Source organism: Roseovarius nitratireducens (assembly GCF_002925845.1).
GTDB lineage: Bacteria > Pseudomonadota > Alphaproteobacteria > Rhodobacterales > Rhodobacteraceae > Roseovarius > Roseovarius nitratireducens.
This window is the reverse complement of sequence record NZ_PDNI01000017.1, coordinates 1-14,011: the sequence shown is the minus strand read 5'-3', so window position 1 is coordinate 14,011 and position 14,011 is coordinate 1. Positions and strand designations below refer to the sequence as shown.

At 63.4% G+C, this 14,011-nt stretch carries 17 protein-coding genes; 6 read left to right on the top strand and 11 right to left on the bottom strand.

Translation table 11 applies throughout. From position 1 onward, the window contains the following. Positions 1–53: 53 nt before the first annotated feature. Complete coding sequence (locus CRJ03_RS02065; protein ID WP_104017258.1) at positions 54–503, bottom strand: helix-turn-helix domain-containing protein; 450 nt, start codon at positions 501–503, stop codon at positions 54–56. 31 nt (positions 504–534) lie between these two features. On the opposite strand from CRJ03_RS02065, the gene CRJ03_RS20650 reads away from it, so the two are divergent. Beyond that, positions 535–996 carry a hypothetical protein gene (locus CRJ03_RS20650; RefSeq protein WP_206018278.1) on the top strand — a complete coding sequence of 154 codons (462 nt, stop codon included), beginning with the start codon at positions 535–537 and terminating at the stop codon, positions 994–996. 410 nt (positions 997–1,406) lie between these two features. Here the strand turns inward: CRJ03_RS20650 and CRJ03_RS20415 are convergent, their stop codons facing one another. From CRJ03_RS20415 to CRJ03_RS02040, 4 genes are all read right to left on the bottom strand, one after another. Further along, the gene (locus CRJ03_RS20415) at positions 1,407–1,535 is read right to left on the bottom strand and encodes a hypothetical protein (RefSeq protein ID WP_276308219.1); all 129 of its coding nucleotides are present in this window, start codon (positions 1,533–1,535) and stop codon (positions 1,407–1,409) included. Next, positions 1,517–2,731, bottom strand: coding sequence for an alanine/ornithine racemase family PLP-dependent enzyme (locus tag CRJ03_RS02055; RefSeq protein ID WP_104017257.1), 1,215 nt, complete (start codon positions 2,729–2,731; stop codon positions 1,517–1,519). The genes CRJ03_RS20415 and CRJ03_RS02055 overlap by 19 nt, the downstream gene beginning before the upstream one ends. Next, positions 2,728–3,927 carry an N-acetyltransferase DgcN family protein gene (locus tag CRJ03_RS02050; protein WP_104017256.1) on the bottom strand — a complete coding sequence of 400 codons (1,200 nt, stop codon included), beginning with the start codon at positions 3,925–3,927 and terminating at the stop codon, positions 2,728–2,730. The genes CRJ03_RS02055 and CRJ03_RS02050 overlap by 4 nt, the downstream gene beginning before the upstream one ends. A 378-nt stretch (positions 3,928–4,305) precedes the next feature. Beyond that, positions 4,306–4,659 carry a hypothetical protein gene (locus CRJ03_RS02040; protein ID WP_104017254.1) on the bottom strand — a complete coding sequence of 118 codons (354 nt, stop codon included), beginning with the start codon at positions 4,657–4,659 and terminating at the stop codon, positions 4,306–4,308. 426 nt (positions 4,660–5,085) lie between these two features. Here CRJ03_RS02040 and CRJ03_RS02035 point away from each other — a divergent pair, with 426 nt between their 5' ends. Beyond that, on the top strand, positions 5,086–5,505 hold the full coding sequence (locus CRJ03_RS02035) for a hypothetical protein (protein ID WP_104017253.1): 420 nt from the start codon (positions 5,086–5,088) through the stop codon (positions 5,503–5,505). A gap of 64 nt (positions 5,506–5,569) precedes the next feature. On the opposite strand, the gene CRJ03_RS02030 is transcribed toward CRJ03_RS02035, so the two are convergent. Beyond that, positions 5,570–5,761, bottom strand: a complete 192-nt coding sequence (locus tag CRJ03_RS02030) for a Thivi_2564 family membrane protein (RefSeq protein WP_104017252.1) — start codon at positions 5,759–5,761, stop codon at positions 5,570–5,572. 99 nt (positions 5,762–5,860) lie between these two features. Continuing rightward, positions 5,861–6,073, bottom strand: a complete 213-nt coding sequence (locus CRJ03_RS02025; protein WP_104017251.1) for a DUF3185 family protein — start codon at positions 6,071–6,073, stop codon at positions 5,861–5,863. A 491-nt stretch (positions 6,074–6,564) separates the two neighbouring features. On the opposite strand from CRJ03_RS02025, the gene CRJ03_RS02020 reads away from it, so the two are divergent. Then, the gene (locus CRJ03_RS02020) at positions 6,565–6,840 is read left to right on the top strand and encodes an ElaB/YgaM/YqjD family protein (RefSeq protein WP_104017250.1); all 276 of its coding nucleotides are present in this window, start codon (positions 6,565–6,567) and stop codon (positions 6,838–6,840) included. A 3-nt stretch (positions 6,841–6,843) separates the two neighbouring features. Next, positions 6,844–7,233, top strand: coding sequence for a hypothetical protein (locus CRJ03_RS02015; protein WP_104017249.1), 390 nt, complete (start codon positions 6,844–6,846; stop codon positions 7,231–7,233). 305 nt (positions 7,234–7,538) lie between these two features. Here the strand turns inward: CRJ03_RS02015 and CRJ03_RS02010 are convergent, their stop codons facing one another. The 3 genes from CRJ03_RS02010 to CRJ03_RS02000 form a co-directional block, all read right to left on the bottom strand. After that, positions 7,539–7,886 (bottom strand): hypothetical protein, encoded by a 348-nt coding sequence (locus CRJ03_RS02010; protein ID WP_165375214.1) that lies wholly within the window; start codon positions 7,884–7,886, stop codon positions 7,539–7,541. Positions 7,887–7,960: 74 nt separating this feature from the next. Next, positions 7,961–9,100: an extracellular catalytic domain type 1 short-chain-length polyhydroxyalkanoate depolymerase gene (locus CRJ03_RS02005; protein ID WP_104017248.1), complete on the bottom strand. Its 1,140-nt coding sequence runs from the start codon at positions 9,098–9,100 to the stop codon at positions 7,961–7,963. A 139-nt stretch (positions 9,101–9,239) separates the two neighbouring features. After that, positions 9,240–9,761, bottom strand: coding sequence for a hypothetical protein (locus CRJ03_RS02000; RefSeq protein WP_240611529.1), 522 nt, complete (start codon positions 9,759–9,761; stop codon positions 9,240–9,242). A gap of 350 nt (positions 9,762–10,111) precedes the next feature. Between CRJ03_RS02000 and CRJ03_RS01995 the strand changes: the two genes are divergently transcribed. After that, positions 10,112–11,872 (top strand): OmpA family protein, encoded by a 1,761-nt coding sequence (locus CRJ03_RS01995; RefSeq protein WP_104017247.1) that lies wholly within the window; start codon positions 10,112–10,114, stop codon positions 11,870–11,872. A 16-nt stretch (positions 11,873–11,888) separates the two neighbouring features. On the opposite strand, the gene CRJ03_RS01990 is transcribed toward CRJ03_RS01995, so the two are convergent. Beyond that, positions 11,889–13,118 carry an AI-2E family transporter gene (locus CRJ03_RS01990; protein WP_104017246.1) on the bottom strand — a complete coding sequence of 410 codons (1,230 nt, stop codon included), beginning with the start codon at positions 13,116–13,118 and terminating at the stop codon, positions 11,889–11,891. Positions 13,119–13,835: 717 nt separating this feature from the next. Here CRJ03_RS01990 and CRJ03_RS01985 point away from each other — a divergent pair. Continuing rightward, positions 13,836–13,991, top strand: coding sequence for a DUF3309 family protein (locus CRJ03_RS01985; protein WP_104017245.1), 156 nt, complete (start codon positions 13,836–13,838; stop codon positions 13,989–13,991). Positions 13,992–14,011 lie beyond the last annotated feature (20 nt).

The window sequence follows — 14,011 nt, the reverse complement described above, 5'->3', positions numbered from 1 at the left end:
CCGGCGCCACTGCTCAGTCTGGCACCGTATTGCGTTGGGCTTTGCAGGTGACGTTATTCATCACCCCAGGGTGCCTGCCAATTAGCTGGTGCGTGAAGGTTGTATCCAATGCCGTAATGGTTGCGGATTTCGATGGGAAAATCAGTCTTTTCCAGCGCTCGCCTCAATCGCTTGACCGCACTGTTGAGCGCGATCTCGTCGGGATACCTTCCGTTCAGATATTCCAGCTCCTGGCTGATATATCCATAGGTTTTGATGCGCGGTCTCGCGTTCCAAAGAATGCCAAGAACCTGCACTCCCTGCTTGTCGGCGTGAGGAATTGCATCCTTGAGTCTCCCAAGACCTTCTTTGGCTTCAGCGATATCGCGTTCGATCAACTCAAGCAGATATGCCCTGGCTTCCGCGTCGTTAAGCCCGGCGGTTACTTCTCTGAGATAGGTGGCTTTCACGCGCGACGGTTCGATTTCCCGGTCTGCGGAATTGAAGAGGAGAGCTATGTTCATGGAAAATCCTTTCGGCGTGCTTTAGCGTCGTGTGACCTTGATCCGGGATACGGTCTCAGAACAAACGATCACCACTGAAAAGTATGAACCCTCCTGTCCCTTTACTATTGAGCCTGATGGGCTGGCCGAATGGCTAGTGTTCCCCACCTGGCGCAAGTTTCTCGTCGGCGGCTTGATGTGCCGTATTCGGCGTATGAGACGCGATGACATCTGCCTCTATCTTGGTCCCGTTGACCATGCAGGGCTTCAAGCCCTGATCACCGAGCGCAACACCCCGCGCAAGCTCGTCTGGCGGGCCGAGATCGTGCTGACGACGGCGGATGGGCATGGCACCTTCGCGATCATGCGGCGCGCTCGAAAACCCGGCGAAGTTATCCCTCGAGCAAGGTGTATCCGGGTTGATGGATGGCCGGGGAAACACCGTTTACTTCGCATTCATCATGGATCGGCGACGTATACCCTGCGGCCCAACGTTTGGCGGCGCGGTCCCTAGCGCATCGCCGCATCAATCTGCTCGGGCTGAGGACCACATCGCGGCGCGATCGTTACCTTGTCGCTTACAGCTTGCCGAGGCTGGGCAGAAGGTCCCTCCTTGCCGGTCTGCGAGATGCGGCGGACATGGGGATGCGTTCAACGGTTGCGGGATGTGCCCGGATTGGCGGGGGCCGAATTGCGCCACGCGCTCAACCCCTTACAGCGACGACAAACCCGCTCGCCGAACCCGGAGCTCCAGAATTTTACCTTGCATCGCAGGCAATTGCGCTCCTTGGGCGTGTCATTCAATGCGCTGGGTGGTCGGTATAACTCGGTGACTTCGGGTTTCATCTCGGGGCCTCATTCGGGGTGACGTGACGCGGAATCTGGCCGGAAAGCACGTTCGCTCGCCGACGCAGAGAGCGACGTTCAGACTTTCGGGGCCGGTTTCCGGGGCGGATCGTTCGGCGCTTTCGTTGCGGTTTCCTTTTCCGGTTTCTTGTCTGATTTCGCCTTGTCCAGGGCGGCAGTCTTCTTTGTCAGGTCGTTGAAAGACATGGGTTCATCCTTTGGTTGGGTAGAGTCATATCCGGCCCGGGATTGGGCGCGGGATCGGTTCGGGCCTGTCCGCACGCCACCAGCGCGGGATAGGCTTTGTCGCGGGTATTTGCGGCGTCTCGTTTGACAGCGGGTGTGGTGTGAAAGGATTTTGTGACGGCAGGTGTGGTCATGGCCCGCATGAGCGCGCCATAGCGCAGGCGCATCCGGACCTCGCTGCCCACCCGTAGAGACATATCCTTGCTGTCGACAATCAGATGATCGCTGGTTGCACCGAGAAAACGGATGCCCGCGCCAAAGCCGAGCCCCTGCGGATCGGTATCCTGTTGGCCGACCGCGAGGACAGCGCGTGTCCGGCCATCGGCCTCCCCGATCAGGCACGGTTTCGCCCGCCCCGCGCCGGTCATGGGCGAGGGCTGCCAAAGCGGCTTGCATTTCGCCTCGATCACCTCTGCCACGAGCGTGAAGGCGTCCGTGTGCAGGCCCGGGATCGGCCGCCCGGAGGCGGGATCGGTGCCCAGAAGGATCGCCTCGCCCAGACGCAGGTTGTTGATGCGCCCCGATGGCCCTTGACCGAGCGCCCATGGCAGATTGGCCGACGCGCCGCCCGACACGGTTTCCAGCATCGGACCACATGCGCCTTCGACGTCATTGGCCAAATCGGAGAGCGTGGCCATGGCTGCCGCATCCGGCGCAACATCGCCGAGACAGGCAAAGTTCGCGGCAATGCCTTTCAGGGCGAGACCCGGTTTACCGGTGACATAGGTCGCGATACGCACCAGTTGGGCAGGCAGGATGCCATCGCGCATGTCCCCCATTTCGACCAGCAGGACCACATTGTGGATGACGCCGCGCCGCACGGCGGCCTCGGACAGGGCCGCGAGGATCTCCGGCTCGGTATTGTAGCTTGTCTCGCAATTCCTGACGATCTGGCGAACCTCGCTCCGCATCGGGGGGCGGATCATCGTGATCGGACAGGTGAGACCGGCCCGGCGCAGACGCTGGATATTCACAAGCCGTGCATCGGCCAGACCTGTCGCCCCCCCGGCAAGCATCGCCCCGGCGAGAGCCGGACATCCGCAAACGGCCTTGGTGACACCGGTCAAGGTGATGCCGCGGCGGGCCAGATGCGTGACCAGGGTCCGCGTGTTCTCGCGAATCTTGTCGAGGTTGATCTCGATGCGGGGCGTGCTCATTGCGCGGCCAAAACGCGATTTTCCCGCAAGCCGGGACAGGCCGCGAGAACCATCGCGACCAGATCCGCAGCCGGTCGGGCGAGGGCATCGCTGACCGGCAAGGCCAGATCGCGCCGACACCGCGTGATGGTCGCATCCAGATCCGCCTCGGCCATGTCCTCGTGATTGATCGTCACGCCGATCACCCTTGTATCGGCGAAGGCTTCGATCAGCGCGATTTCCCGGGCCGGGTCAGGCATGGCCATGCCCGGAAAGTCGCAGCGATGGGCGCGCGCCGGGGCGTGCTGAAGGATGACCGCCTGCGGTTGGCTGCCGCGCAGGATGAAGGCGGAGGTGCAAAAGGCCGGATGGCTGAGCGCCCCCTGCCCTTCGATCACGATGACCTCGGGCCGCTCGTCCCGCGATGCGGCAAGGATCACGCGCTCAAGCTCTCCGCAGCAGAACTGCGGTGGCACGGCATCCATAGCGACCCCATACTTGGCCCCCTGCATGAGACCGGTCTGCCCGGTGCCTATAAGGACCGTCCTGATTCCGGCCGCGTTCAGGGCATTGGTCAGGACCGTGGCGGTCGTCCGTTTGCCGATCGCGCAATCGGTCCCCAGAACGGCGATGCGGATCGCCTCGACATCGGCGACGCTGCCATCGAAGAGGCGCATGTCCTTGCCTGGCCGGGGCTTGCGGATATCACGGATGGTGACATTGCCGAACGCCGCGACCGCGGCGATTTCGGGATCATCGCCCAGGTATTCATGCAAGCCGCTGACGATGTTCATGCCAAACGCAATAGCATCGAGCACGACGCCGCGATCCTCGGCGGACAGCTTGCCGTCGGACGGGGCCATGCCATAGATCAGCGTGTCGGGGATCGTTGCCTCATTTGCGATGGCCGTCTCAATATCCCTGAGCACGGGAATGCCGTTGGGTGCATTGTCGAGAACTTCGCCGCTGTCGCGCCCGTTATGCGTGCTGTCGATCACCGAAACGATGCGATAGGCCTGCGAATGGCGGACGAGGCCGTTAGCGGTCTTGCCGTCGATCCTGGCGAAGTTGCCCTCGCAATAAATGATTGCCGTGGGGGTAGGAGGGACGACCGGCGCGCCGGATCGCGTGGCGAGGTACGGGCCGTGCGCGGGCGGGGCTTGCGCGCCACGTGCATTGGGTCGCTTGGTCTGCAAGACTCTGTCTTCGATATCCATGATGGCTCCTGTCTGGTTTTCTCAAAAGGGGTTCAGGTGAAGATTGCGAGCGGCACGGACCTATTTGTTGAGCACGCATTGCCCCTGGACCGCTGAAAGTTCTTGTTGCCGGTCCGGTTGAGATGGGCGTTGGCCGGCACCACGACCGGCACGCAAGCCGCCCCGTCGCGCCTGAAGGTCCGGTCGCATTCCCATCCATCCCCGTAACTGCGGGCATGGGCATTGTCCGGCGCGGAACTGGCCTGGGCGAACGAGGGGGATGCGGGAGGCACGAAGGCACCAATCATAAGCCCCCGGAGGGCGAGGATCGTCAGCCCCGGCTGATCGGCCCGTTTGATGGGCATGGCGGCCAACGGCCACGCAGCAGGCGAAGTGGTATCATGACGCATCCAGGTCCAGCCCTTTCAGACAGGCCTGTGCGATGTCCCTGTCGGCATCCACAGAGCCGGGCATGGTGGCCCAGCCGGTGTCCATGAGGGCATCGCGCTGCTTGTAACTGGTCGCGGTCCGGATCGTCTCGAGCTTGCGGGCCCGTTCGGGATCGGTTCCCGCCATGTCGAGACAGACCGGCACAAAGGCGGCGACCACATCGTCATGGGCGCGGGTCATCGCGCTTTCGCGCGCCGTGGCACCGGTGACCCAACCGCCCCAGGCAAAGCCGACGCCGACGACGAGGATCGCGCCGATCGCGGCCCCATAGAGACCGGGCTTGAGCCATTCGGGAGCATTCATGTCATATCCTCCGGCGGTCAGAAGGTCCGCCTTTGTGGTTTCAGGTGTCGGTGTCGCGATCAGGCCCGCGCATCGGTCCGGGGGGCGTTTCGTTGGTGGGGCACGCCTTTGGGGCTGGAACGCATCGCCGCGCCCCGCTTTGCAGGGGGCACTACAGCGACGATCAACGGATCGACTTGTTCTCCAGTTTCAGACTAGCGCAGACCCGGGCACGCCGTGCTGACCCATGTTAGCGTGGTGTCGAACTGCGGGTTTTGGGCAGGGCGTGCCACGCCGCAAAAGATATGTCGCGACGGACTGATCTGCGTCAGCCCGCGCCCCGCGCCTATCACTATGATCCCGGCGACCGGGGGTGTTCGGATCGCGTTTTTGGCCGGAATGCGTCCCGCCAATGCAGCACGCACCCACCCAATGGAGGAAACACCCATGTCCGCATCGACGATGCTCAACCCCAACAACCCCGATTTCGAGCGGTTTCTCTATGCTCCGGTAGGCGAGGACCGGGCCGGCAGCACGGTCAGTGTCCTCTCGGTGCTGGCGCGGCTCAACCTCGATCCATGGGCAGAGGCGGCAGAGCTTGCCGCCTTGAGCCGCGAGGCCGCGGGCGCGCGCCTGAGCCTCTTGCTGTCGCGTTGTCGCGACGTGCCCCTGCTCGAGCGAGACCATCAGGCGGTGGCCGATGACCTGACCCACCTGCTGCCCGCGCGCACTGCGCGCATGAAACCATCAAGCGACGGCACACCGACGGGAAGAACGATGTCGTGGAGCACCCTCCTCGCGATCCTGGCGGTGGTGTACATGCTGGTCCAGACGATATTCCTGGGCGCGTCGGGATCGGGCGGCTAACCGTTCCCACGGTCCCTGCCAAGGCCCTCAGTCAAGACCCAATGGCAAAACCTGCCCGTGCGTCTCAGCCACCGACCTGGATCGAGCCGAGGTCGCCAAGCAGCCCGAAGCCGCGCAACAGCCACAGGATCACGAGGATCACAACGACCACGTTCAGGATCGACTTTATTTTGCGATCCATCGGCAGGTAGGTGTTGATTGCCCAGAGGACGACGCCAACGACGACAAGCGTGACGATGAGATTGACTAGTGACATCAATGGACTCCTTGTATTGGAACTATGGTCGCGCAGCGGCGGGCAGATTGAGCGACAGATACAGGCGCATCCGCCGTGCCCGGTGACCCGCCCTCTTCATCAGTTGCGAAGCAGGCCCCGCATGAGCAGTGCGCCGCCCGCCACGACGCAGACAAGACCGGCGATCATGAACCACATCGTGTCTCCCGAGAATCGGCCGGTCATCGCCTCGGTCATCTGATCGACCGGCGTGTTGGTTCCCCTCCATGCGAAGAAAAGCAGCACGGTGCCCAGGACAAGCGCGACAAGACCGATGATGTTTGACTGTGTCATTGTGTGATCTCCTGAGACGGGTATCTTCCGGCGCGACACATGTGCCGCAGCGGAGCCATTCCCCGACCCTTGGCCCCCGCGAGATGCGGCGGTGAGGGGTCAACATGGCGGTTTCCCGCTCGACCGCACTTACCTGGATCAGCCCGGCCACGATACACCCGCACCACCGGGGGCAGTTCGCGAGCCTTCCTCTGGCGATACTGATCCATGTTGTTTCGCAGGTTGGGCAGAGCGCTAGTGTTGTGCGAAGGGATGCCAATGTTGGTGATCCCGAACGGGACAGGCACCCAAATGAACCGGATCGTCTATCTCGTAGGGCTGATCGTGGTCATCGTGTTCGTCCTGGGCCTTCTGGGACTTCGCTGAACGCAACCACTCTTCGCCGCACGCGAAAATGACACCGGCCAGCGTCGGCCCCACGGGACCGGTCTGCGCCAAAAGTGAGCCACGGCACGACCCGTGGCACCCGACCCAATGTCCGGAGACCACTCATGAACAAATCCGCCCCCTTGAACCCCAAGACCGATGCGCCAGAGCATGACATCGCCCAGCAGATCGAGACCCTGCGCGCCGATCTTGCGAAACTGACCGCGACGATCACCGAAGACATGTCCGACGGAATCGAAACCGCCGGGCGCAAGATCGGCCAGACCGGCCGGGACGCCCAGACAACAGCCACCAACGCGGTGCGCGGTCATCCACTGACAGCGATCGGTATCGCGGCGGGCATCGGCCTCTTGCTCGGCCTTGTCGCGCGAAAGGGCTGATCCGTGACGGACCTGCCGTTTCTCGCGCCATTGCGTGATGTCTTTGCGGCCCGAACCAGGGCTGCGGCTGTCCGGGTGACGGCGGTGACCCTGACGGCAGCGCTGTGTGTGCTAACGGCGCTGCTGCTGCTCGCATCGGGCCTGGCCGCGCTGACCGGCCAGTTCGGTTTTCCGGTAGCAGCGCTTATGGCAGCCTTTCTCATGGGAGTGATGGCCCTGGCTGTGCATCTGATCGGGCGCGCCCTCGTGGCCCGCCGGATGGCACAGGCTGCCGAGGCGCGGTCCCGCACCGAGGCGGACATTGCCCTTGCAATGGCGCTGACCCGGTCAGCCCGTCCACTCCTGCCGCTTGCAGCCTTTCTCGCGGCCTTCTTTCTGGCGCGCCGGTCCTGATGGTTTCGCGACGAGCCCCGTGCACTGATGCAGGTTAGTGTCCGGGCGGGCGCATCGGATCAAGCTGATGATTCGTGGCGCGCGCGCGCTCTTACAGGATCTCCGTTCCTCGCCAAGCCCCGCGTCAAGGATGGCTTCAAAACGACCTGAGGCATCCTTCGAAAAGAATTCGGCAAGGGCAAGGTGGCCATGCGCAAAGCCTGAGCCCCGTGCCGGATGGCCCCGCCGCCTTTTACCTCGTGCGGCGGGGCCCGATATCTCATGGATCGCCCTGCATCGCGACGCGAAGACAGGAGGTGCCGGGCCTAGGAAAAGGGCGTCTGCTGGTGCACCATCCGCAGCCACGTGCCATTGTCGTTCAGGTAAGACGACGTGCAAAGCGCCTCATAGATCGGCGTGCCGTCGCGCTCGGCGGACACATGATAGGCCAGGATGGCCACGTCCTTTTCGCGGGAGAAGCAATGCTCGGAAAAAGCAACCGTGCGCCAGCGCTGCGCGACCTGGCTTTCCCGCCAGATATCGTTACCCCGCAGGATGCCCACCGGGTAGGGGAAGACAAGAACGGCTCCCTTGGCCGTCATCGATCGCGCGCTGTCCGCGCCTTCGGTCCAGAACCGCTCTTCCATGGCCCAAAGCGTGTCTTCATCTGTCATGGTCCCATCCCTTTCCTTGAAATTTCAACTTTCGTGGCGTGGCCCTAGTCTCTCGCAGAATCAGCGAACCCGTCTCAGGTCGGCTTGTCCAGAAAGAAACGCACCATCTGCGCCGAGGCATCCGGGCCTTTCGTGTCGGTGTAGGATCCCGCCGCGCGGCCCCCGGACCAGGCATGTCCGGAGCCCTCGATCATCCACAGCTCGATCAGGACCGCGCCCTTGGGGTCCGCGTAGAAACTACGGGAATAGTCACGCCCGCGCACGGACCGCTTGCCCACACTGGTCGGCGCAACATCCCCGCCCATCTCTGCCGCGACGATAAATCCGGCATTGAGCGGGTTGACCGTGCGGTCGTCCGCACCCTGGAAAATGATCCGGCGCACCGGCCCTGCCCGCGTGGCGGCGATGGCGGCAATTCCGGTGGGCGCGCCGCCGCTATGCATTGCCGACATCGCCGAAAGCGTATCCCATGCCGCCCCCCGCGCAAGGCCGGAATGCACCCCGGCGGCGGCAAAGACATCCGGGTAGACATCTGCAAGGATTGTCGCCATCGCACCACCTGCCGAGAGCCCGGCCACGAAGACATCATCGCGGCCCAGGCCGAATTCGCGCATCAGCTTGCGCGTCAGCGCGGCGAGAATGGCGGGCTCTCCGGTGCCGCGCATCTGGTTGCGCGGTTTGTGCCAGTTCCAGCAGGCCACCCGGTTCTGCCGCCTGGTCTGCGCCGGATAGGCAATGGCCAGACCATGCTTTTCGGCCAGGGCATTCATATGCGTACCGGTGGCAAAATCCTCCGGGGTCTGGTTGCAACCATGCAGCATCAGGATGAGGCCCTTGGGCCGGTCGGGATGGCTGGCCGGCAGATAGAGCCGGAAGCTACGCGAGCCCGCAGCGCTTCGATGCCTGCGGGTCAGGTATTGCGCCTCCGATGGAATGCGGGGGGACATCTGGCCGCTCCCTGCTCGGGTGGCGGCCCCGGACGCAAGCGTTGGCATATCCCGTAACCGCCGGATCACGGCTCCCATCTTGCGTTTGACCTTGCCCGCCCCGGATGCGTCCGTGTCGGCCGTTGTCGCGGGGCTGAACGTCCTGAAGGGCAGCAATGCCGTCTCGACAACAAGGTCGCTCAGTGCCGTCTGGAGCGACAGTGCCGGTCGGATCAGGCTGCCTGGCCATTGCATTGCTTGTGTCGCGGTGGTGAGAATATTTATCATTCGGGAAGCCTCCGGTAGGTCGATATCCGGTCGGGCATGCGGTAAATGCCTGCGCGCCGGTCCTTGCCTTTCGGAAACCTGTCCCGAATTGGAAAAACGCCGGTCCGACCGATGTCGGACCGGCGTCTCATATCAGCGATTATTCCTCGATGCGCTCGACAATGGTCGTCGCGTAAGCGTCAACGAGAGCATTGTAGAAATCGTCCTGGGACGGGGCCACGGTGACCCAGTCGTCAGGCACCTCGCGCTCTCCGCTGGTGGCCGTCATGCGCAGGGCGTAGCTGCCGATCTGGGAATCGGTGTCGTCCGCCTTGTTGGCCGCTTCGGGATCGTTGCCCCCTTCATACGTGGTCACGGTGCCCTCGAGCGTGTTGAATTCGCCCGAATCCGGCAGCATCGTATCGCCATCGACCGAAACCTTGTTGATCTCGACCGAGATCCGCGGCGCGTCGGCCTTGTCATCGACATTCAGCTTCGAGCTGATCGCGGTGGCGAGGTCCTCGTCCAGGGTCGGCCAGAACTTGTGGACATTGGTTTCCTCGTAGGAACTCAGGGCGGATGTGACCTCCACGCCGGAGAGGGTTTTTTCCAACGCGGCCAGCGGGCCGGCGGCGGCCAGCGCGAATACGCTGCAAAGGGCTGTGGTCTTGAAAAGGTTCATTTTGATTGTCCTTGTTTTCACCATCATCGCCAGATGCCTCTGCGGTGCCCTGATGGGCATGCCGCACGACTCCTGTTCGGATGTGATGCCAGGTGTGAACGTCTGCGGACGACTCATCGTTTCGCCCGCTCGTTCCTTATGTATCGCAGGATTCACGACCGCTGGCACTTACATGCATCAGCCTGTCCGCATTCCTTTCGCGCTAGCTTGGGCATGATCGGGCGCGCCCGGCATGGTGCTCTTCGCGGACGACAACGAACCCGTTTGTCTGGAGAAATGCCGGGCCGCTGTCGATGCGCTGGAGTGATATCCGCGATGCTAATCCTGACCCCCTTTGAGAGGAAAACGACATGACACGCAATTCCCTGAAATCGACCACTGCAATTCTCGCTGCCATCTCATTGCTGCAACCAGTCCCGTCGCTGGCACGAGCCACCGCGAACGCTGCCGATGCCGAAACACACGCAGAAACAGGGAACGACGTGGGAGCACTTGGCGCAGCCGTGGCGACGGCAGAAAACCTTGTCGACGACGCTGCGGCCGAGATCGAGGCAGAGGCAGAGGCCGAGGCAGAAGCGGAAGCTGAGGCACAGGCAGAGGTTGACGCTGCGGCAGCGGATCAGACCGAGGCTGAAGCGGAGGCAGCCGCAGAGGCCCACGCCGAGGCGGAAGCGGAAGCAGAGGCTCTGGCGGCGGAGGAAGCCGAGGCAGAGGCCGACGCAGCGGCAGCGGATCAGGCCGAGGAAGATGCGGCGGTGGCTGACGCCCACGCCGAGGCGGAAGCAGAAGCAGAGGCCCTGGCGGCGGAGGAAGCCGAGGCAGAGGCCGACGCAGCGGCAGCGGATCAGGCCGAGGAAGATGCGGCGGCGGCGGCTGACGCCCACGCCGAGGCAGAAGCGGAAGCGGAAGCAGAGGCTCTGGCGGCGGAGGAAGCCGAGGCAGAGGCCGACGCAGCGGCAGCGGATCAGGCCGAGGAAGATGCGGCGGCGGCTGACGCCCACGCAGAGGCGGAAGCGGAAGCAGAGGCCCTGGCGGCGGAGGAAGCCGAGGTACTCGCGGCCGAGGCCGATGACGAAACTTCGGCCGACGTGACAACCGAGACGATCACCGAAGAGACAAGCCGTTCGAGCGATGAAGAGTTCGACGAATGGAACCCTGAAAATCAGCAGGGCACCCTCACCCAACAGAATGCCGCACCACAAGCGAAGTCCGATAGCGGAATGAGCGATCTGCAAAAGGCAGGTCTGCTCGCGCTCGGCGCGGCGGTGGTCGGCGGGATCCTGTTGAACGGTCAGCGCGTCGAGGCGAATACCGGGGACCGGGTCATCGTCGTGGATGACGACAATGACTACCGTATCCTAAAGGACGACGATGCGTTGCTTCGCCAGCCGGGTTCGGATGTGCGCACCCAGCGGTTCAGCGACGGCTCCACGCGCACCAATGTCATGCGCAGCGATGGCACCGAGATCGTCACCATCCGCGATTCCCGCGGGCGCGTCCTGAGGCGCGTTCTGATCGAGACGGACGGGCGCGAATATGTGCTGTTCGACGACACCCAGGAGTTTGCGCCGGTGGTGGTTCGTGACCTTCCCGAACCGAAAGCCGACACTTACGACTATCAGGCGGCCAGCGACCGCGAGAGCCTGCGCGCGGCCCTGCTTGCGGCCGACCAGCGCGACATCGGCCGCAGCTTCAGCCTGCAACAGGTGCGCGAAATCTATGAAGTGCGGCAGTTGAGCCCCGAGATCAACCTCCGGAACGTGACCTTCGCCACCGCGTCTGCCGCGATCCAGCCGTCGCAGGCAGAGCAGTTGCGGCAGATGGGCCTGCTGATGCGCGACATCATCGCCGAGGATCCGACCGAACTGTTTCTGATCGAGGGCTATACCGATGCGATCGGAGAGCCGGGCTACAACCTGCTGCTGTCGGATCGGCGCGCCGAGTCCGTGGCGCTCGCATTCAACGAGTATTTCGATGTGCCGACCGAAAACATGGTCGTGCAGGGCTATGGCGAACGCTTCCTGAAAATCCCCACGCAGCAGGCCGAACGCGCCAACCGCCGTGTCGCCGTCCGCCGGATCACGACGCTGATGCGCAATAGCGGGAGGTGATCGACAAGTGGACCCGTCAGGGACCCGGACAGTCGGTCAAAACCGCTGTTCCATCCGGGTCGTCCTGATGGCGGCGGGGCAGTGAGGGCCGCCCGGCGGCGCTGAGCCGTCGCGCGAAGGCTGCCGCGACAATCAATGCCGGGGTGGCGATCAGCGCCCCGGCTGCCCCCCAGAGCCAGGCCCCCAGGGCGATTGCCGCGAAAATGGCGATCGGCGCAATCTGAATGCGCGACCCTATGATCATGGGTGTAACCACGTTGGCCTCGATGGCATTCAGCGTCACGACCACGGCAAAGGGTATGAGAGCGACAACCGGATCGTTGAACGAAGCGATGCCGACTGCAAGCGTGACCACCGACAGGATGGCAAACCCGACAATGGGCATGAAGTTTGCGAGCGCGGCCGCGAGACCCCAGAGAGGCGCATGCGCCATGCCGATCAGGTGGAACGCGATCGCGATGACGATCCCGAGGCCCAGGTTTACAACCGTGATGGCCAGAAGGTAGCGCGCGACGTTCGTTCTTACATCTCGCATGGCCCGGCCAACCGCCCGGCGCGTCGAGGCCTGGGAAATCAGCGACAGGCCCCAGCGGGCCAGCATCACGCGATCACGCAACAGGAAAAAAGTCAGCATGGCCCACAACAAGGCACCTGCAGCAACCCTCGGCGCGCCGATCGCCCAGTCCGCCAGCAATCGCTGCCCTCCATCCACCAGCTTGTCCATGGCGTCGTCGTCTGTGTCGTTTCCATCGTCCTCATCCGGCAAAGGCGGATTGTCGGGATTGGTGACCCGGCTTTCTTCCAGCCCGGCGGAGGATCCCGAGCGCGTCCCGCCTTCGGTTGCGGGTGACAGGTCGGATATGATCCGGCGCGCGCGCCACTCCGCCTCGCGCAAGATTTCCGGCCCGCGCTTGCTCAGGGCCTCGGCCGAGGGCGCGAACGCATAAACGGTGATCGCCGTCCCGACCAGAAGGCCGCCCACGACGACAGCCGCGCAAAGCGATGCGGGCGCGCCCGTGCGTTCCAGCCACCGGACTGCTGGCGCGAGCGCGATCGCACAGAGCAAGGCCAGCACCGTGGGAATCGCGATCAGACTGGCCGCATCCAGGGCAGCCAGGGCCATCACCCCTGCGATGATGCCCAGAAACAGTGTCTGGAACGAACCGCGTTCGAGTGTGGAGAACCATCCGCCCACAGGCTTGGAGCGCGTTGGGGTCGATATTGTTTTCGCTTGGTCTTCTGACATTTGGCGCGCGTGCCTTTCTGATGATCGCGGGCATCAAGGATCTGTCTGATCATGGCGGGGACTTGAAAAGCTCACATTCGCCGGCGCGTGGGCCGAACGGATCCGGCAACGAACGTGCCGGATGTCACGCCGGGGAGGCCGCCACCTCGGATACTGGCCGTCGATGCCGACACGCAGAGCGGGTCGATGATCCCACCCGGTTTGGCAATGTGCAAAGACTGCATTCCGGGCGAGGCGCAGGATAAGACACGCCTCGATCTTAGGGAAAACAGATGTCGTCAACGCTGATGTGGGTTAGTGCCGCGAGGGCTGAAATTCGCGAAGATGTGCATAATCGGATGGCCTCGCGCTCACCCTTGCAGGCGGGGTATCGTCGATCCGGTCACGACCACGTCTGACGATCCGTCAGGCAGGAAAAGGTCGCGCGACCTAATCGTCCGAGACCGACAACGCGGCCAAGGGCGATGATCGTGATGAAAGATCAAAGCCAAGAAGGCACCGATGCATTTCTAAAAACGCGGAACGCTGGGTCGAAAGCAAGTTCCACGCGTTCTCTGACCGGGCGACCAGGATCGACGGTCCGCTCGAACAAGTATTCGGCGAGATGCAGGCCGACCCCAACCGGGGCTGACGCCGCCGCCGAATGGTCCTGCCGCGCCTCCCCCTCCTCAGGCGTGGCAGGGCCGCCAATTTTCAGATCAGGAAAAGGATAGCCACATGCTCGGCACCATTCTCATCGTTGTGCTCGTGCTGGCGTTGCTTGGCACGCTTCCAACGTGGGGTCACAGCCGGTCCTGGGGCTATGGTCCCAGCGGTGGGCTCGGGCTCATCCTGGTGATTCTTGTCGTTCTGGTTCTGACCGGACGTCTTTGACCGATGGGGTGGCGCGCGGC